The following is a 19,150-nucleotide window of genomic DNA, read 5'->3' on the forward strand; positions in this document are numbered from 1 at the left end:
TGTGTATTGTAATCATAAAGATTATCTTATAGGAGAAGGGGACTTAAAACTACTTTTTGAGTGACTTACGCGTCGTATGGAGCGATAAAAGTAGTTTTCAGTCCTCCCCCAAAAGTAATTGATGAACAAAATATAAGGTAATTACAGAGTTATTAACATTTCTCCTTCAGATAATCAAAAGTTATCCACAGAATAAATGACAAACTAGTGATTTTTTGGTACAATCATACTTGAAATTAGGGAAAATTATATATTTTATAGGTTTTTGATGGATAACTTTCGAGGTTATCCACATTTTTTCTCTTCTAACTTATAAAAACTAAAAAGTCAGTAATTATCTGGTTAGAATAGACTTTTATTTTTACTTATTCACAGGTTATACACAAGTTATTCACAGGAATAATAGGTTTTTCCACAGCTTTTACAATGGTTATACACATTATTCCTAAAGTTATACACATTTATCACAATAGTTATTCACAAGAGGCACGTCATGCAGTCATTTGATTTAAATAATATATGGGAACATATATTGCTTGAGGCGAAAAAGAATATGCAACATTTACCTGATGCATTGTATTTGCGCGTCACGTCATCGTTGATTCCCATGTCTCTCGAAAGTCATTCGATCCATATTGGGGTCATGCAAACATTTGTAAAAAACTTAATCGACCAGCAGCCGCAGATTAGCAAGGCTTTACAAGATGCGATTACCACGGTCATCGGTTCCCATCGAGATATGGTATTATTCGATTTTAATCAAGAGAGTATAGATACTAATTTTGTTGATGAAAGTCTCATCGATACGCCAGTTGTAGCACCGCCAATGCCTTTACCACCTATAGTAGAGGAAAAGGCTCATCAAGAGGAGTTTTACACACCAGTCTATCAAGATCCTGTCTATATCGACCGCGCGCCAGCGCCTGTGGATATTCCAGACGAACCAATGATAGCGACACCAAAGAAACCGACAGAAACAATGTCAACATTGCAGTCTGATAATGTTCCTGTAGACTTGTCATTATCTAATCTCAATCCGGCGTACCGTTTTGATAACTACGTAACGGGCAACGCCAACCGCATTCCTTTTGGAGCTGCTCAAAATGTAGCTGAATTTCCAGGCGGTGACTACAATCCGCTCTTTATCTACGGTCCATCTGGCCTCGGAAAAACACACTTGATGCATGCCATTGGCAATGCTATCAAGGAAAATCATCCACATATGAAGGTCATGTCCATTACGAGCGAAAACTTTATGAATATTTTCGTCGAAACATTGCAGCGCAACCAAGGTAAATTATTCCGCAATACATTCCGCAATATCGATGTTCTCATGATTGACGATATTCAGTTTCTTGAAAGCCGTGAAAGTACGAAAACTGAGCTATTTAATACATTTAATGAACTATTAAATAACAACAAACAAATCGTGCTTACCTCTGATACTATGCCAAATGATATGGAGCAATTTGAAGATCGTCTTCGCTCTCGTTTCCAAGCTGGCTACATTGCCACAATGGAAAATCCAGATTTAGAAACGCGCATCGCCATCTTCAGATCACTGCTTGAACGTGAATATAAAAAGAACCGCATTATTCGCATCGATAATGATTCTATTAACTACGTAGCATTGCAATTTAGCGAAAACGTCCGCGTGTTACAAGGTGCTTTCACTAAACTCATCGGTACAGCGTCCATCGATCAACGTCTAGAATCTATTGACCTAGAATACACAAAACACGCCTTAGCTGGCCTCGTTCACACAGAAGAGGTGAACATGGTTAATATTGAAAGCATCCAGAATTTTGTAAGTTCCTATTTCAATATTAAAAAGCAAGACCTACTTGGCAAGAAACGAAAAGCCCAATTCGCATTCCCACGGCAAATCGCCATGTATCTATGCCGCGATATGATCAATGAAAGCTATCCACAAATCGCAGCAGCTTTCTCTCGTGACCATACGACAATTCTCCATGCGTACGATAAAATAACGAAGGAAATTGAAAAAAACGAAGAAACTAAACGAATGGTTGCAGAAATTAAACAGAAATTAACAACCTGTGGATAACTCTGTGGATATATAGTGAATAAGTTTGTGGATATCACAAAACTCGCACTTTGGTGTGAATATGTGGATAAGTGGGTACAAACTATTAACATAGTTATGCACAGCTCATAATTCACACAATTATTGGCGCCGATTCACTTTTACACATATAAACAGGCCCCTACTATTACTACTACTAAAACTAAGAAACAATCAAAAAAACAGTAGAAACAGATCTATCGCAGAATATCTATAGAGCATCTACAATAGCAAACATAGAATATTACAAACAAAACAAGTCATTAGTAGTGCTTCTACAATATATATATCGTAATTACAAACAACATATATATTAGAAATAATATAATAGTTAATAATAAAATCCAATTATACAAATTAATATAAAACTTTCAAAAAGGAGTAACATATGCATATTACATTCCCAAAAGCAAATCTCCAAAAAGCAATCAACGTATTGCAAAAGGTATCTCAAAATAAAACAAGTTCCAACTTACCAGGTGCTATTTACATGACCACGAAAAATGGTCAAGTAGAATTGCAAGGTAACGACTTTGAACTAGGTATCCGTTTAACAATTGACGGAGACATCAAAGAACCTGGTACTTTAGTAGTAGGTTCCCGTTATTTCCAAGAATTAATTCGTAAATTACCTGGCGATACTATCGAACTTTACAAACCAGAAGACGGAAATTCTTTGACAATCACATCTGGATCTTCTGAATTTAACCTTGTTACATTACACCCAGATGATTTCTCCTTGGTTGAACAAATTCACGACCAAGATCATGTAAACATCGATAGCTTTGCTATGAAAGAACTCATTGATTTAACAAACTACGCAGCTGCTACTGATGAAGATCGTCCTGTATTTACCGGTGCTCTTCTTGAAATCAAAGAAAACGAAGTGACTATGGTTGCTACCGATACACACCGTATGGCTGTTAAAAAAATTACAATTGATGAACCAGCAACGACTCCAATGCGCGCTATCATTCCTACAAAAACATTAGCTGAAGTATCTCGTTTATTACCAACAGATAATCCAGCAATGATCAATATCATTTGGAATCGCACACAAATCGTATTTAATTTTGAATCTATTTATATTATTTCTCGCTTAATCGAAGGCACGTATCCTGAATATGAAAAGGTAATTCCTTCCCAATTCGACTCTAGTGCTGTAATCAATCGCCACGAATTTGCTGGTGCTGTTGATCGCGTATCCTTATTGGCTAAAGACATCAGTTATAACGTAATTCGTTATGATTGGTCTGAAAGCAATGTCACATTATCTACTCAAAATACTGAAATCGGTATGGCTAAAGAAGACGTAGCTGTTGAATTTAAAGGCACACCTTTCACAATCTCCTTCAACGGTCGATACATCTCTGATATTTTGCGTCACAGCACAGGAGATAATATTCACTTGTTCTTAAAACAAAATGGTCCTGTTGTCATTCGTCAAGACAATAATCCGAACTATACATACGTAGTAACACCAGTTCGCACGAATGCTTAACCTTTATCACTTTAGGAGAACATTATGAAAGAGCAACAGCAGGTACCCATTCATACGGAGTACATTCAAATTGATCAGTTGTTGAAGTTAGAAGGCATCATTGAAACAGGTGGTCAAATTAAATCTTTCATCGATGATGGCATCCTTACCTTGAATGGTCAGGTCGTAACGGAAAAACGCAAGAAATGCCGCGTTGGTGATGTGATTTCTTGTGAAGGTCTCGATGTAGATCTCATAATTACACAAGAGGAGGCATAATCGGTGAGAATTGACTCACTGCAATTATTCCAGTTTCGTAATTATAAGGATGTACAGATACAGTTTAACCCTGAGATTATCGTTCTGCACGGCACCAATGGGGCTGGTAAGACGAATATCCTCGAATCGATTTATGTTGGTACGATTGGTAAAAGCCATCGTACTAACGATACATCGGATATGCTCATGTTTAATGCTGAAGAAGCAGGCATAGTTGTAAAATTTGAGAAAAAAGATACGCCTCAAAAGGTAAATATTAAATTATTCCGCCAAGGGGCTAAGGATATTCGTTTAAACGATACAAAAATATCTCAAAAAGAACTGATTGGTACATTAAATACAGTTATCTTTTGTCCTGAAGACTTACAGCTCATTAAGGGAACTCCGTCTGGTCGTAGGCGTTTCCTAGATATGGAAATATCTCAGACCAGCGCTACTTATTACCATCAATTGATGCAGTACAATCGGCTGTTACAGCAACGAAATGCAGTCCTCAAAGAATATAGAGGAAAGAATAATATTCCTCTTGAAGAATGGGATTTGCAGCTAGCAGATATGGCGAGCTTTATCGTAAAGAAACGATTAGAAAGCTTGAAAAAAATCAATCTGCTCATCGATTTGATGAATCGTAAATTGACGGGTGGACTCGAAAATTTAACCATCGGTTATGAACAACCGTATATGGACAATGGTTCATTAGAATATACAAAGGAAGGCTTTTACGAACGCATCAAAGCAGCGTTGCCGCAAGATCGTCATCGTTTGAGTACTAGTGTAGGTCCTCATCGCGATGATTTACGATTCTTTTCCGATGCTATGGATTTAAAGAAATTTGGATCGCAAGGTCAGCAACGAACCGCTGTATTGTCCTTAAAGTTGAGTGAACTTGAGTTTATTAAGTCAGAGGTAGGAGAATATCCAGTTCTTCTCTTGGATGATGTATTGAGCGAACTTGATGAGTCGAGACGAGTGAATTTATTGCAGTTTATTCATAAACGGATTCAAACATTTATTACCACTACAGATATTCACGATTTTAAAGATTTGAAATCCGTTCAATTTATTTCTTGTGAAGGGGGACAGGTTCAGTATGGACAGCCTTGATCTTTGTTTACCAAAGGCTTTAGCAGAACTGAATTTACTAGAACAATATAAATTAAATACCCTCGTTCACAAGTGGCGTGATGTAGTAGGCGATGTTATTGCTGATCATACGAAAATTGTGTCTATCAAGCCTCCAGACATGGTTATCAGTGCAGATAATTCCATGTGGATGCAGGAATTACAGATGCAAAAACGACGTATCATCGAGGCTATCAACAAGTATTACCGCCAAGAGGTAATCACTGATATTCGATTCATCATGAAACGTCAGAGTTATGTGAAAGTAGAAATTAATACGTCTCTCACGATTCCTGATGAACAGATTATTACAAAACGTATTAATTTTGCTAATATCGTGCTTTCAAAAGAAGATGTAGACGCCATCGATAAATCCTTAGAACAAACGGATAACGAAGAATTACGAGCTGCTTTCAGAAAAGTACAAATTACGGCTCGAAAGCGTGAAATATATTTAGAGCAGCATGGGTATCATCGTTGTAAGCGATGTGGCATGCACATGGAATCTAAAAAAGAAATCTGTCCGACTTGTGAATATGAATTGCATCGAAAACATATTAAGGACATTAAGTCTGTTATTAGAAAGTATCCATACTTTAAATACAGCGACTGTCAGCAATTTATACTGTGTACTTTCCCAGACTTTGCAGAAGCGATGCGGGAATCCATATACTTTTACCTGGATAAGATTTATAAAGGATCCATCAATCGCCGTCATATGTTTATGGTGGCCATGCTCATCACCCATAAGAAGCCTGATGAGCTAACGGATCAGCATGTTATCAATTTGTGTAATAAATATAGATCAAAGTTCCTCGCTGAAGAGGAACAGCGCAAAATTGATGCTCTTAATGGGACATTAGAAAAGTAGAGGGGGCATTCTTATGTACGTTCATATTGGAGATACCATTTCCGTGCCCATAGAATCCATCATTACGATGGTGCATGCTAAGGGCGGAAAGTCCCATAAAAGTCCTATTCATCACTATGAAACGCTAGAATATATCGCCATGGTGCCAGAGGAGCAAATCAAGACATATGTGGTCACTGATGCTTGTGTGTATGGATCTGGTATCAGTATTAAGACTTTAATGAGACGGATTGATGAGTTTTATAGTATAATAAAGAGATAAAGTTTAATCCTGTACATGTTTTGTCACTTTATTTCAATCAAGTACAGTATGATAGATTGTTAGGAGGAGTTTGTTTCATGCCTGAACAAAATTATGGCGCTCAGAATATTCAGGTTCTTGAGGGTCTAGACGCGGTGCGTAAACGCCCAGGGATGTATATTGGTAGTACGTCTGCTCGTGGTTTGCATCACCTCGTATACGAAGTTGTAGATAACTCTGTAGACGAAGCGCTTGCTGGTTATGCTACCCACATCGAAGTATCCATCAATCCAGATAACAGTGTTACCGTTGTCGATGATGGTCGTGGTATTCCAACAGGAATGCATGAATCTGGTATGTCTGCGGTAGAGCTAGTATTAACGAAATTGCATGCAGGTGGTAAATTCGGCGGTGGCGGATACAAGGTATCTGGTGGTCTTCATGGCGTAGGTATTTCCGTAGTTAATGCGTTGAGTGAATGGACTAAGGTTCAAGTATCTCAAAATGGCATTGTTCAAGAGATTTCGTTTGCTCGTGGTCATAAAACTTCCGAGTTGCACGAAATCGGCAAGGCTTCAGGAACTGGTACTACAGTTATTTTCAAGCCAGATGCAGAAATCTTTGAAACTACCGTATTCAGCTTTGATACATTGAAAATGCGTTTACAAGAATTGGCATTTCTTAACAAAGGCCTTCGCATTACATTGAGCGATTTGCGCCTAGAGGAACCTCGTGTTGAAAGTTTCCACTATGAAGGTGGTTTGATTTCTTTCATTACCTTCTTGAACGAAAATAAAGAAGCAATTAATCCAACTGTTATCAACATTGAAAATACAAAAGATGACGTTGTGGTAGATGTGGCATTGCAATATAACGATAGCTATAGCGAAAACTTGTTGTCCTTTGTAAATAACATCAATACTATTGATGGTGGTACACATCTATCTGGTTTTCGTGCTGCTTTGACTCGCACCCTCAATGATTATGGCCGTAAATCTGGTTTGATCAAGGAAAATGAGTCCAATCTTTCCGGTGAAGACGTGCGTGAAGGTTTGACAGCTGTCGTATCTGTAAAAGTGTTGGAACCTCAATTTGAGGGTCAAACAAAAACTAAACTTGGCAATAGCGAAGTTAAAGGTATTACAGATGTTATCGTTACAGAAGGTCTTAAAACATTCTTTGAAGAACATCCTCAAGATGCGAAGAAAATCATCGAAAAAGCAACGATGGCAAGCCGTGCTCGAGAGGCCGCTCGTAAAGCCCGCGACCTAACACGCCGTAAAAATGCGTTGGAAGTATCTAGCCTTCCTGGTAAATTGGCGGACTGCTCCGAAAAAGATACATCTATGACTGAAATTTATTTAGTCGAAGGTGATTCTGCAGGCGGTTCTGCAAAACAAGGTCGCGATCGTCGTTACCAAGCAATTTTACCATTGCGTGGTAAAATCCTTAACGTAGAAAAAGCACGCCTCGATAAGATTTTGGCTAATAACGAAATTCGCTCCATGATTACCGCTTTTGGTACAGGTATTGGCGATGAATTCGATATTACAAAATCCCGTTATAACAAGATTATCATCATGACAGATGCGGACGTTGACGGCGCTCACATCCGTACATTGTTGTTAACATTCTTCTACCGCTATATGAAACCATTGGTAGAGGAAGGTCATATCTATATTGCTCAACCACCTTTGTATCAAATCAAGAAGGGTAAATCTCATTGGTATGTATATTCTGATGCAGAGTTGACTGCTAAACTTGATGAAGTAGGCCGCGATGGTACTACAATCCAACGTTACAAAGGTTTAGGTGAAATGAATCCTGAACAATTATGGGAAACTACGATGAACCCTGAAAATCGTACGATTTTACAAGTTAGCTTAGAAGATTCTATCGAAGCCGACAAAATCTTTACGGTCCTCATGGGTGATAAGGTAGAGCCTCGTCGTAAATTTATTGAAGATAACGCAAAATACGTGCGTAATCTAGATTTGTAAGAGGTGACCCATGTCTGATAATAATAATAATAACGTAGAGTTTACGTCTAACAAAGATCAACACCTAAAACGTTCCCTAAAGGCGCGTCATATGAATATGATCGCTTTGGGTGGTGCTATCGGTACAGGTTTATTCGTTGCTGGTGGTGAAGTCGTAAGTACAGCTGGCCCTGGTGGTGCTCTTGTAGCTTACGGCCTCATTGGTATCATGGTTTATTTCCTTATGACATCTCTTGGGGAAATGGCCACATATTTACCAATTCCAGGTTCCTTCGGAACTTATGCAAAACGCTATGTAGATCCTGCCTTTGGGTTTGCCTTAGGTTGGAACTACTGGTTTAATTGGGCTATTACCTTGGCTGCTGAAGTATTAGCAGGGGCGCTCATCATGAAATATTGGTTTCCTGATGTGCCTGCCATTGTATGGTCTGCTCTGTTTTTGCTCATTTTATTCGGTTTGAACTATTTATCTACTCGTTCCTTTGGTGAAAGTGAATATGTGTTCTCTAGCATCAAGGTGATTACCGTATTCGTATTCCTATTCTGTGGCTTTATGCTTATCTTTGGCATAGGTGGCACATCTCCAGGATTTGCGAACTGGACCGTAGGAGAAGCTCCATTTGTAGGTGGTTGGGAATCTATTCTCGCTATCTTTATGGTGGCAGGATTCTCCTTCCAAGGTACTGAACTTATCGGCGTAGCCGCTGGTGAAGCGGAAGACCCTGAAAAGAACGTGCCAAAAGCGATTAATACAATCTTCTGGCGTATTCTATTGTTCTATATCGGTGCTTTCACGGTTATCGGTTTCTTGATTCCGTACACAGATCCAAATTTGTTGAACTCTAGTGTAGAGAACGTATCTATTTCTCCATTTACACTCGTATTTGACCGCTTTGGTTTTGCCTTTGCTGCTAGCTTTATCAATGCTATTATCTTAACGGCTGTATTGAGTGCTGGTAACTCTGGTTTATACTCTTCTACGCGTATGCTGTATGCACTCGCTAAGGAAGGTCAAGCACCTCAAATTTTTGCTAAGTTAAATAAACGCGGCGTTCCAGTGCCTGCGTTAATCTTAACGACAGCAATCGGTTTATTTGCATTCCTTACAAGCTTTATTGGCGAAGGTACAGCTTATACATGGATTGTTAATATCTCTGGTTTATGCGGTTTCATCGCATGGGTTGGTATCGCAGTATCTCATTATCGTTTCCGCCGCGCTTTCATTGCTCAAGGAAGAGATCTTAGTGAATTGCCATACAAAGCGTGGTTATTCCCAGTGGGCCCAATCTTGGCGTTCATTCTTTGCGTCATCATTATCTGTGGTCAAAACTACTCCGCTTTCATAGGTGATACCATCGACTGGTACGGCGTATCCGTTGCCTATATTGGCTTGCCAATCTTCTTCGCAGTGTACCTTGGTTACAAATACATCAACAAAACTAAAGTTGTGCCGTTGAAAGAAGTTAACCTTGATCGTGACTTCGATAGATAACATAAAATTAGACTTGTTCATTATGAAAGTAGTGAACAGGTCTTTTTTAGTTATAATATGTATTTTTTTGATGTACAATATGTAATTATTTTATGTGAAAGCTATAATTTATATTTGTTTTTATCTAAAAGTCTTGTTATAATAAATCAAAATATATTGTAGTCAATTAGAAAGGATACAACTATGATTATTACAACAACTATGCATGTAGAAAACAGACCTGTACAAGAGTACAAAGGTGTTGTATTTGGTGAAGTAGTAGAAGGTCGTAATTTTGTAAAAGACTTTATGTCTGGCATTCGCGACATTGTTGGTGGTCGTAGTGCTAGTTATGAAGATTCTTTGATGAAAGCTCGCCAAGCAGCTCTTGATGAAATGGCTAAACGGGCTAAAGATCTTGGTGCTAATGGTGTTATTGGCGTATCCTTTGAATATAATACATTGGGTCAAAATGGCGGTATGCTCATGATTACATGTACAGGTACTGCTGTAGTACTTTAATATCAAATAAAAAATACGATAAATCAAATAAGACAAATCAAATAAGACAAACAAAATAAAATAAAAAAAAATCCCCTAATCGATGGTAAAGCGTAAAACTTTTACAAAGATTAGGGGATTTTTTACTAAGGAAATGAAGTTACTAGTTAATGTTAGATTTTATGACGTTACGTAAGTATAGTTATTTTGTTAGGTAAATATTAAATATTTCATTAGGTTAATATTAGTTATTTTACCTTATACCAGCTTGCGTACATGACTGGCAATACGATGAGTGTGAGTACCGTTGCCACGAGTAAGCCGCCGCTAAAGGCGATAGCCAGTGGGCTCCAGAATACAGATCCCATAAGAGGGATCATGCCTAAAATCGCTGCGATAGCGGTGAGCATGATAGGGCGGAAACGAAGTGTAGCAGAGTTGATAATCGCTTCACGAGGTTCTTGGCCTTCTGCCTTGTGGATTTCGATTTGGTCTAACAAGATAATGGAGTTACGGATGATCATACCCGAGAGGGCGATGATTCCTAGAATAGCCATAAAGCCTAACGGTGTTCTCGTAATATTAAGTGCTAATACAACACCGATTAGCCCCAATGGAGCAGTGAGTAGAGCCATTAACATGAGGGCGATACGCTTTAATTGGAACATGAGGATTGTCATGATTACAAAGAGCATAATTGGAATTGGTGTTAATAGCTTTTGAACGGCTGTTTCGCTTTTTTCAGCGGCGCCGTCTAGGTCAATAGAATAGCCTGTAGGCAAGGAATCTCGAATGTCTTGTAATGATTTATAGACCTCTTTTGTTTTCGCATTGCCTAAGACACCGGCTTTTACATTCGCATGAACACTAATAGTTGGCATCATGTTGCGATGCCAGATAATACCATCCTCTTGAGCCATGGTAATAGTTGCAATTTGGCTAAGAGGTACGTAGGAACCATTGCCTGTTTGGATTGGCAAGGATGAAAGAGCACTTAAGTTATGTTGCTCGTTGTCACCTAAACGGAAGGTAACAGGAATGGTTTGGTTCCCTTCGTAGTATTCACCAGACTTAGTACCAGATAATAGACTTTGTAAGTGTAAGGATACAGCGTAGCTATCGATGCCGAGTAAACGTGCCTTGTTTGGATCGATGTGAATATTGGCTACAGGTTCTGTATCTGGCCAGTCAAAGGCGATATTTTGTAAGTCTTTATCGTCTTGCATTTTTGCTTTTACTTGGTTGGCAATTTCTTTTACCACTTTTTGATCAGGACCTGCTACGCGGAGCATAACAGGGTACTTAGATGGAGGCCCAATTTGTATAAATTGAGCATTTACGAGGGCTGAAGGAAATTCTTCATTTAAATAAGACGTTAATTCATTATACAGTTTATCTCGATCCTCTAAGGATTTTGTAACGATAACGTACTGCAAGAAGTTATTTCGTTGCAATTCAGGTTCCAAGGTGAGAACGAAACGCGGAGAACCTTGTCCAATGTACGAGGTAAAGGTTGAAATACGTTCGTCACCTTGCAAATGTTCATCAATGATTTTTGCTTGGTTAGCAGTATACTCGATGGACGAACTTTGAGGGAATTGCATGGATACAATAATTTCATTACGCGTTGATGATGGGAAAAATTCCTGTTTAATTAACGGTAGTGAAAGCAAGGATAAAGCGAAGGCACCTAGAGTAGCCAATAAGACTACCTTATGATGTCCTAGTGCCCAATGTAATAGTTTTTCAAACTTATCATAGAAGGTCACATTGAGCTTGTGCATGATACGGTCTCGTTTAGTCCATTCCGATTCCGGCTTTGGAGCCTTGTTTTCAATGATTTTATAACCCAATACAGGGCTGACGAGAACAGAGGCGAACCAAGATAGGATGAGTGCCATAAATACAACAATGGATAAAGATTTTGTAAACTCTGCTACCATACCTTGTGCCAATGCTAATGGCAAGAAGCCTGCACAGGTAATGAGCGTACCAGATAGCATAGGAAATGCTGTAGATTGATAAGCAAAGGTAGCCGATTTAAAGTGGCCCCACCCTTCTTCGAGCTTAACACTCATCATTTCTACAACGATGATGGCATCGTCTACGAGGAGGCCTAAAGCTAGAATTAAGGCACCTAAGCTAACCTTATGTAAATAGATGCCGCTTTCATACATCAAGATGAACGTCGTAGACACAACGACTGGAATGGTAAGGGCTACCACAACACCTGTTCGTAAACCAAGGGATGCAAAGCTTACGAGCAATACGATGGCGATGGCTTCAAATAAGGATTGAGAGAAATCGCCAATAGATTCCTTAACGATATGGGGCTGATTCGATACTTGATTGAGTTCAAGGCCTGCAGGAATCGTTTTCTGTAATTCAGATAGCTTTTTGTCGATAGCTTCGCCGAATTCGATATTATTTCCACCTGCATCCATGGAGATAGCAATACCTATAGCCGGCTTGCCTTCGTAGTAGAACTGAGGACTACTAGGGTCTTGGTAGGTCATGGTTACATCGGCCATGTCACCGAGGCGCAACGTTTGGTTATTGATGCGGATTGGCATATCTCGCACCGCTTGAGGGCTATCGAATAGACCGTTGACGCGAAGATATACATTGTTTGTATCTGTTGTAATCACACCAGCTGGAACCATCATACTTTGCTGTTTAAGCGCTGTTAACAGCTGTTGTGTACTGACTTTATAGGATGCGAGTTTATCCTTGTTTATGGTTACATTGAGGGTTTGTTGTTGAACCCCAATGAGGCTGATTTTTTTAACATTAGGAACAGATAAAAGCTGACGCTTTAAGTCTTCTGCTTGTTGACGCTTTTCTTCATAAGAAAATTCATCACCACTAATGGCATAGATAATGCCATATACATCGTCGAACCTGTCGTTGATGGTCGGTCCTTGAACGCCTGCAGGCAATGATTTCCATTCGTCGTTGATCATATTCCGCGCTTCTTCCCAAGCGGGACGAATCTTATCGGATGGCAAATCCTCTCTTAGATTGATATAAATAACGGATTTGCTACCATCTGTGAAAGATTTTGTATAATCTACACCAGGAAGGTCGCGTAGTTTTTCTTCGAGTTTGTCCGTTACCTGATTCGACATTTCTTGTGGAGAAGCCCCCGGCCAAGCAACACCGACCACCATGGTGCGCATCGTAAAATCAGGATCTTCCATGCGTCCCATATGGGTAAATGAGAAAATACCGAAGGTGAGGAGCACAGCCATGAAGTAGTAGATAATGGACTTGTGTTTAAGAGCCCATTCGGCTAAGTTAAATTGTTTCATTGACTAACCGCCGTCCCTTCTTGTAATTGTTGGGTACCTGCGGTGATGACAATGTCACCCTTAGCTAAACCAGATGTGACGATGACGGAGTTCTTACCGAATTCACCAGTCTTGATAGGCACGAGATGAGCCTTCTTATCGCGGATGATATAGACCGCATTATTACCGTTAGAGTCTTTCACAAGAGCTGTCAATGGGATAGAAATATTGGTACTATCTGTGGTAGATAGATTAGCATTGACCGTCATGCCTAGTTGTACCTCTTTAGGCGCATTTTGTAAGGTAATTTTTACGGTATACGTTCTGGCTACAGGGTCAGGAACTGGTGAAATTTCACGTACTACACCTTGCACGGTTACATTAGGTAGAGCCCAGAAGGTAATAGTAGCAGGGCTTCCTACATGAATTTTACTCAATTCTTGTTCAGGAAGGGCAATGACTGCTTCTGGGTCGTGACCGGCCGCTAAGGTACCAACGCTTTGACCGGCTGCTACGACTTGTCCTGCTTCAATATTGAAAGCTGTAATAATACCTGTATCAGGGGCCGTTAAATTAGTATAGCTATTTTGATTGCTGCTCAAATTAAGGCTTGCCTGTGCTTGTTGTAATTGAGCAGATGTGGCATTCAATTGGTTTTCAGCCTGGTCTAATTGCAATTTACTAATCGCTTGTTGTGCATAGAGTTCGCGGTATCGTTTAGCATTGGTTTCTGCCAATTCGTAGGCCGATTGAGCAGCTTTTACAGCACCTTCAGCATTTTGCAACTGAGCTGATGTATCTGAACTATTGATTTGAGCAATGACTTGGCCTGCTTGCACTACATCACCAACATTTACAAATTTATTGATGATACGCCCTCCAATTTGAAAGGCTAAATTTGTTTCTGTTTTATTATGAATGGTGCCTGCATAGCCAGCATCAGTAGTTCCAGACTCTTCACCTATAGTGATGGTGCGCACCTTGAGACTTGTATCTTCAGGGGGCTTTTCTGATCCACAACCACTTATGATGGCGGTCCCTATTAATAGGGCGCCTATGGTTGCTATAATTCGTTGATTCATAGAATCTCTCCTTTTACTACCACATATAAGTCCTATGAAATACACTATACAAAATGATCATAGGACTTTATATTTTATTGAACTTATTTTAGGATAGCAATTATTTCTAAATTAGCTATTATTTCTATATTAGAATTAATTATATATTTTATACAATTTAATAATACTATATTTATGTTGAAAGTTCTAGCCTTTATGCAGAAAATAAAAGAATTATATACTTAATGTATATAATTGGTGATAATTTTTTAAAGTAATCTATATATTTTGATAGTATATGTATTACTTATTTTATGGATACAAAAATGTATTAAAAAAGTGAGTCCTCTATTGATTGAACTGTATCCAAAAATATGTCCAATTTTTGGGGTACAGTTCATAGGAAGAGAACTCACTTCTTTAGCTTTTGTCAGCTTTTGTTTATGTATAGTTTGAACTTTATTTTTCTTCTTCTTGTTCTACAATAGGTTCTTCATAGGTTACAAGAATTTTATCAATACGAGTATGATCCATATCGATGACTTCAAAGGTATAGCCATCCCATTTTGCCTTGTCTAATTCTTTTGGAATGCGACCGAAGAGGACGTTTAAGAGACCGCCCATAGTTTTGTACAAATCGTCTTCTTCACCTGGTAATTCTTGATCGATGTGAAAGAATTCTTTAAATTCATCTACGTTGAGAAGGCCATCTACGAGCCATGCACCATCACGTTCGATGATTTTGTTTTCTTCTTCCTTGATTTCTTCCTCACCGGAAGGCATAAGGCCTACGATTTCCTCCATGATATCATGCAAGGTGACAAGACCAGTAAAACCACCATATTCGTCGAGGATAATTGCTTCATGAACGCCTTCTGTACGTAGAACGTTCAATAATTTCATGAGTGAAATGGATTCAGGAACGAGAACAGGTTCTTTCAAACAAGCTTTGATGATATCGTGAATAGAACTTTCACTAGGACGTTGCATAATTTGAACTAATACATCGGATACGGTAACGAGACCCTTTAATTCATCCAAGGAATCGGTACCTACAGGAATGCGGTAATGGTTGGCATTCTTGAGAACCTCCATGATTTCGTCTTCCATACCGTTAAGATCAATCCATTTGAGCTGTGTACGAGGCGTCATTATATCACCTGCGTTCATATCTGCGAGATGGAAGATATTTTCTACGAGGATAGGTTCTTCCTCTTCGTAAGCACCCATGGCAACGCCTTCGGTAAGCATTTTATTAATTTCAGATTCTGTAACAGGGGCTTCTTCTTTTACAGTAACGCCTAATATTTTTAAGAGGAATTCTGTGGAAATACCGAGGAAGCTAACGATTGGTTTTAGGGCTACAGAGAGCCAATAAATCGGTTTTGCTACCACCACAGCGATGCCCTCAGGGCTATTTAAGGCCAATCGTTTTGGCACGAGCTCCCCTATAACGAGGGATAAATAAGTGATGATCGCAACGATGAGGAAGGAGCTCACTGAGGCTGCGTACGGTTCAATGCTTGGAATATTAGCAGTTAATATTTCTTCTAAAGGACTAGAGAAGGTGGCACCAGAATATAAACCAGTTAAAATACCAACGAGGGTAATGCCAATTTGAATCGTGGAGAACATATCATTTGGGTTCTCTGCCAATTCAAAGGCCTTTTTCGCGCGTTCATTGCCTGCTTCAGCTAATTCTTCAAGCTTACGTTTTTTAGCGTTTACGATGGCTAACTCCGTCATAGAGAATAAACCATTCGCGATGATTAATACGATGATAATTATAAAATCTAAGGTCAGATCACTGTCCATGTAAGTAGATACTCCTTTTTAATGACATATAATTCTGCACATGAGAATAATAGAAATATTACTCCTAGTATACCATATCGGCATTAATAAGTGTTTTTAGCACAGAAAAAGGAGGGTTGCTGCTTTCATTTTTCCTTTTGTACGCATTAAATGCTACAAAAATATGTATTTCCTTTGTTGTCTACTATAATATGATTGATTTTAATTTGTAACTAGTACCCTAATAAGGGTATAGTATGTATAGAAATTAAGATTAGTATTAAATTTTAGGTTATATAATTTGGATCTCATGATAGGATTATATAGATGGCAACAGAGCAAGAGTGGGAAAGTTTATTACAAATTAAAACTTCTGGCCGCGATGATAGTCGTTCCGATACGGAGCATCATCCGTACGAGCCGACGGATTATTGCGTGTTGGAGCGTTTGGCAAATAGTGGTCATATTCGCAAGAAACATACCCTCATTGACTATGGCAGTGGCAAGGGTAGAGTTAGTATTTTCATGGCTTACCAAACGGGCTGTCATTCTATAGGCATTGAATACGATGAACGGCTATATGAAAAGGCTTTGATTAATGGTGAAAGTCCAGCAGCGCGCCATCGCGTATCTTTTGTACACGGCGATGCGGCTCTCTACGAGTTACCTGAGCAGGCTGATCGATGTTTTTTCTTTAATCCCTTTGCACTCCATACGATTAAGCGGGTATTAGGAAATATCTTTGATTCGCTATATCATAACCCTCGGGAGATTAAGTTATTTTTCTACTATGTTAATGAAGAGGTGGAGAACTTTTTAAATAACCATGTGCGCTTGGAACAAGAGGAACCTATTGATTGTAGTGATCTCTTTGAAGCAAGCGATGCAAAAGAACGAATTCTCGTCTATTCCGTTAACTTGTTTTAGTGCAGTAATTTAAGATCTTTATATAACAATTAGATATATTTTGATGTAATAGTTAAAAATCCGATGGATGCAATAAATATTAGACTGATGCAATAAATATTGGATTGATGTAACAAATAAATATAAGACTTTAATATAGTAAGTTTATATATGAATATAATGTATATAAACTTGATTAAATAACCTCGGTTTGAATAGTGCTTTAGTAGTATGAAATGCATACTATTTGGAACGTATTCAAATTGAGGTTTTATTCTATTTTTAAGGAACTTTTACACATATTATTAAGGAAAAAGCAGATAAATTCTGCTATAATAATATATTAGAGATTATAAAATCAATTCATTTTTATGGTTCTATACATTGATTCGTATACGCTAATGTAGCGGATAGGACTGAGTGTATTGAATACAGGAGGTGCATATGGAACTCATCGATACAATGTTGATTGAACGCATTCGTAAAGCTTTAATTAAACGATATGACCGAGATCAACAGATTCAACAAATGATTGAAGAAATTGGTGCAGAGGAAGGCCTTAATGAGTCCGAATTGGCTATCGTTTACCAAGCTTATTTAGAAGTAAAGGAACGGGTGTATTATACATCTTCTCTCGTTGATTTGTGGAATCAAATTGAAGATGTTCAAAAACGGATGGCTCTATTGCATTCTTACGAATCTTTAGAAGAAGATTTATTTGGCGATGTGCTAGGTGACGATAAGGAAGATATTGTCATTTCTAATACATCTGGAGTTGGCAAGGGTGTTAGTCACAGTGATGATGCATATGCTATGGAACAGATACAATTATCTGACGTTCCTGTGCATCATGATTCTACGGTGGGTATGAATCATATTAAATTGAATGAATTAAAATCTATAGGTGGTCTCTTTACTGGTTTTGGTGAAAGCTCCGGTAAGGAAATGACAGATTTTGAAGATACTGCGATTGAGCACCTTGATGTAAAACCATTAGAAGGCGTTGAAAGCTTAGCAATTCATCATTTAGATGAAAATGATGAGTTAAATGTAGATAGTCTTGATGAATTTTCGAAAGATAAGAAATCAGAGGAAGCTAAAGTGGATGATGAGGATATGTCGTCTATCGATCCATACACGGCGGTGAATGCTTTGTTATTTGGTAAAGCCGGTTTAGAATCTGATAAAACAAATAAGAAGATGGAAAAGCTTCTTAAAAAGCAATTAAAACGCGTTGACGATGAATGGGCGCGTATCAACGGTTCTGAGGACAAGAAATCTAAGGACGATAAAAAATCCAAAGAGGACAAGAAATTCAAAGAGGATAAAAAATCTAAAGAAGACAAAAAGTCCAAAGAAGAGAAGAAATCTAAGAAAGATAAGAAGTCTAAAGAAGATAAGAAAGATAAAAAACACAAGAAGCATAAAGAAGATAAGATTTATGAAGCTGAAGAAAAGTTAAAGAAAAAGAAAGATAAGGCTGAAAAGAAGCTTAAATTCTTAAACGATAAGTTAAAGACAGTCTTCTTAGCGGATACTTTCAAGAAAAAAGATAAGAAGAAAGACAAGAAAAAGGATAAAAAATACAAAAAAGATGAATCCGCAAAAAAGCAGGAACGATAGTTTCCGTATGGAATAGTAAGGCCTCTGAAAAGATGGCCAAGGAGAGTGCTAGTGCGAAGAAATCAGCAAGTGCTGGGACTATCGACCGTGGATGCGGTAAATGCAAACGATGTAAAGGTCCTAAATGTAAGAAATATCCAAGATAATTGATAGTTATGTAATTAGTAGAATGTTACGTAATTAGTAGAATGTTACGTAATATATTACGTAGCATATATGTAGCATATATAAGTAGTTTATGTTGTTTTATTAATCATTTAGGCAGTATAGTTATGTAGTTTTGTTACGTTTGTAACAATATAGTTATTTTTCTAACATACTAGTTAGGTTAGCCGTTAGACTAATCATTAAGTTTAGTGTTAGGCTAATAGTTAAGTTTAGTGTTAGGTTAATAATTAGAGTTATAGGATACAACAGTTAGGGGT

At 38.3% G+C, this 19,150-nt stretch carries 14 protein-coding genes; 11 read left to right on the forward strand and 3 right to left on the reverse strand.

The features are described 5' to 3' along the window. The first annotated feature begins 493 nt into the window (after positions 1 to 493). The 9 genes from dnaA (at position 494) to RYO55_RS00255 (ending at position 10,072) form a co-directional block, all read left to right on the forward strand. Positions 494 to 2,068 (forward strand): chromosomal replication initiator protein DnaA, encoded by a 1,575-nt coding sequence (gene dnaA / locus RYO55_RS00215; protein ID WP_227065081.1) that lies wholly within the window; start codon positions 494 to 496, stop codon positions 2,066 to 2,068. A gap of 406 nt (positions 2,069 to 2,474) precedes the next feature. After that, the gene (gene dnaN / locus RYO55_RS00220; protein ID WP_308521145.1) at positions 2,475 to 3,587 is read left to right on the forward strand and encodes a DNA polymerase III subunit beta; all 1,113 of its coding nucleotides are present in this window, start codon (positions 2,475 to 2,477) and stop codon (positions 3,585 to 3,587) included. 24 nt (positions 3,588 to 3,611) lie between these two features. Beyond that, positions 3,612 to 3,845, forward strand: coding sequence for an RNA-binding S4 domain-containing protein (locus tag RYO55_RS00225; protein ID WP_314983601.1), 234 nt, complete (start codon positions 3,612 to 3,614; stop codon positions 3,843 to 3,845). 3 nt (positions 3,846 to 3,848) lie between these two features. Beyond that, positions 3,849 to 4,949, forward strand: a complete 1,101-nt coding sequence (gene recF, locus RYO55_RS00230) for a DNA replication/repair protein RecF (protein WP_314983602.1) — start codon at positions 3,849 to 3,851, stop codon at positions 4,947 to 4,949. After that, a complete protein-coding gene (locus RYO55_RS00235) occupies positions 4,936 to 5,838 on the forward strand; it encodes a DUF721 domain-containing protein (protein WP_314983603.1) in 903 nt (300 codons plus the stop codon). Before recF ends, RYO55_RS00235 begins: the two co-directional genes overlap by 14 nt. Before the next feature lie 13 nt (positions 5,839 to 5,851). Continuing rightward, on the forward strand, positions 5,852 to 6,100 hold the full coding sequence (locus RYO55_RS00240) for a hypothetical protein (RefSeq protein ID WP_058948347.1): 249 nt from the start codon (positions 5,852 to 5,854) through the stop codon (positions 6,098 to 6,100). Positions 6,101 to 6,177: 77 nt separating this feature from the next. After that, complete coding sequence (gene gyrB / locus RYO55_RS00245; protein WP_012863619.1) at positions 6,178 to 8,079, forward strand: DNA topoisomerase (ATP-hydrolyzing) subunit B; 1,902 nt, start codon at positions 6,178 to 6,180, stop codon at positions 8,077 to 8,079. A 10-nt stretch (positions 8,080 to 8,089) separates the two neighbouring features. Then, positions 8,090 to 9,571 carry an amino acid permease gene (locus RYO55_RS00250; protein ID WP_314983604.1) on the forward strand — a complete coding sequence of 494 codons (1,482 nt, stop codon included), beginning with the start codon at positions 8,090 to 8,092 and terminating at the stop codon, positions 9,569 to 9,571. 183 nt (positions 9,572 to 9,754) lie between these two features. Further along, on the forward strand, positions 9,755 to 10,072 hold the full coding sequence (locus RYO55_RS00255) for a YbjQ family protein (protein ID WP_295816959.1): 318 nt from the start codon (positions 9,755 to 9,757) through the stop codon (positions 10,070 to 10,072). Positions 10,073 to 10,299: 227 nt separating this feature from the next. On the opposite strand, the gene RYO55_RS00260 is transcribed toward RYO55_RS00255, so the two are convergent. From RYO55_RS00260 to RYO55_RS00270, 3 genes are all read right to left on the reverse strand, one after another. After that, on the reverse strand, positions 10,300 to 13,362 hold the full coding sequence (locus RYO55_RS00260) for an efflux RND transporter permease subunit (RefSeq protein WP_314983606.1): 3,063 nt from the start codon (positions 13,360 to 13,362) through the stop codon (positions 10,300 to 10,302). Next, positions 13,359 to 14,423, reverse strand: a complete 1,065-nt coding sequence (locus RYO55_RS00265; RefSeq protein WP_314983607.1) for an efflux RND transporter periplasmic adaptor subunit — start codon at positions 14,421 to 14,423, stop codon at positions 13,359 to 13,361. The genes RYO55_RS00260 and RYO55_RS00265 overlap by 4 nt, the downstream gene beginning before the upstream one ends. A gap of 438 nt (positions 14,424 to 14,861) precedes the next feature. Then, positions 14,862 to 16,217 carry a hemolysin family protein gene (locus RYO55_RS00270; RefSeq protein WP_314983608.1) on the reverse strand — a complete coding sequence of 452 codons (1,356 nt, stop codon included), beginning with the start codon at positions 16,215 to 16,217 and terminating at the stop codon, positions 14,862 to 14,864. A gap of 306 nt (positions 16,218 to 16,523) precedes the next feature. On the opposite strand from RYO55_RS00270, the gene RYO55_RS00275 reads away from it, so the two are divergent. Both RYO55_RS00275 and RYO55_RS00280 read left to right on the forward strand, forming a co-directional pair. Then, positions 16,524 to 17,123, forward strand: a complete 600-nt coding sequence (locus RYO55_RS00275) for a class I SAM-dependent methyltransferase (RefSeq protein ID WP_295816947.1) — start codon at positions 16,524 to 16,526, stop codon at positions 17,121 to 17,123. A 423-nt stretch (positions 17,124 to 17,546) separates the two neighbouring features. Then, positions 17,547 to 18,725 carry a transcriptional regulator gene (locus tag RYO55_RS00280; protein WP_314983611.1) on the forward strand — a complete coding sequence of 393 codons (1,179 nt, stop codon included), beginning with the start codon at positions 17,547 to 17,549 and terminating at the stop codon, positions 18,723 to 18,725. The last annotated feature ends 425 nt before the right edge of the window (positions 18,726 to 19,150 follow it).

Origin of the sequence: uncultured Veillonella sp. (assembly GCF_963551295.1) — a bacterium.
Taxonomy (GTDB): Bacteria; Bacillota; Negativicutes; order Veillonellales; family Veillonellaceae; genus Veillonella.

Coding starts and splice junctions, on each gene's coding strand:
- RYO55_RS00265 (WP_314983607.1), bottom strand. CDS start 14,423: ATGAATCAACGAATTATAGCAACCATAGGCGCCCTATTAATAGGGACC.
- RYO55_RS00235 (WP_314983603.1), top strand. CDS start 4,936: ATGGACAGCCTTGATCTTTGTTTACCAAAGGCTTTAGCAGAACTGAAT.
- RYO55_RS00260 (WP_314983606.1), bottom strand. CDS start 13,362: ATGAAACAATTTAACTTAGCCGAATGGGCTCTTAAACACAAGTCCATT.
- RYO55_RS00250 (WP_314983604.1), top strand. CDS start 8,090: ATGTCTGATAATAATAATAATAACGTAGAGTTTACGTCTAACAAAGAT.
- RYO55_RS00275 (WP_295816947.1), top strand. CDS start 16,524: ATGGCAACAGAGCAAGAGTGGGAAAGTTTATTACAAATTAAAACTTCT.
- RYO55_RS00255 (WP_295816959.1), top strand. CDS start 9,755: ATGATTATTACAACAACTATGCATGTAGAAAACAGACCTGTACAAGAG.
- dnaA (WP_227065081.1), top strand. CDS start 494: ATGCAGTCATTTGATTTAAATAATATATGGGAACATATATTGCTTGAG.
- RYO55_RS00280 (WP_314983611.1), top strand. CDS start 17,547: ATGGAACTCATCGATACAATGTTGATTGAACGCATTCGTAAAGCTTTA.
- gyrB (WP_012863619.1), top strand. CDS start 6,178: ATGCCTGAACAAAATTATGGCGCTCAGAATATTCAGGTTCTTGAGGGT.
- RYO55_RS00270 (WP_314983608.1), bottom strand. CDS start 16,217: ATGGACAGTGATCTGACCTTAGATTTTATAATTATCATCGTATTAATC.
- dnaN (WP_308521145.1), top strand. CDS start 2,475: ATGCATATTACATTCCCAAAAGCAAATCTCCAAAAAGCAATCAACGTA.
- RYO55_RS00240 (WP_058948347.1), top strand. CDS start 5,852: ATGTACGTTCATATTGGAGATACCATTTCCGTGCCCATAGAATCCATC.
- RYO55_RS00225 (WP_314983601.1), top strand. CDS start 3,612: ATGAAAGAGCAACAGCAGGTACCCATTCATACGGAGTACATTCAAATT.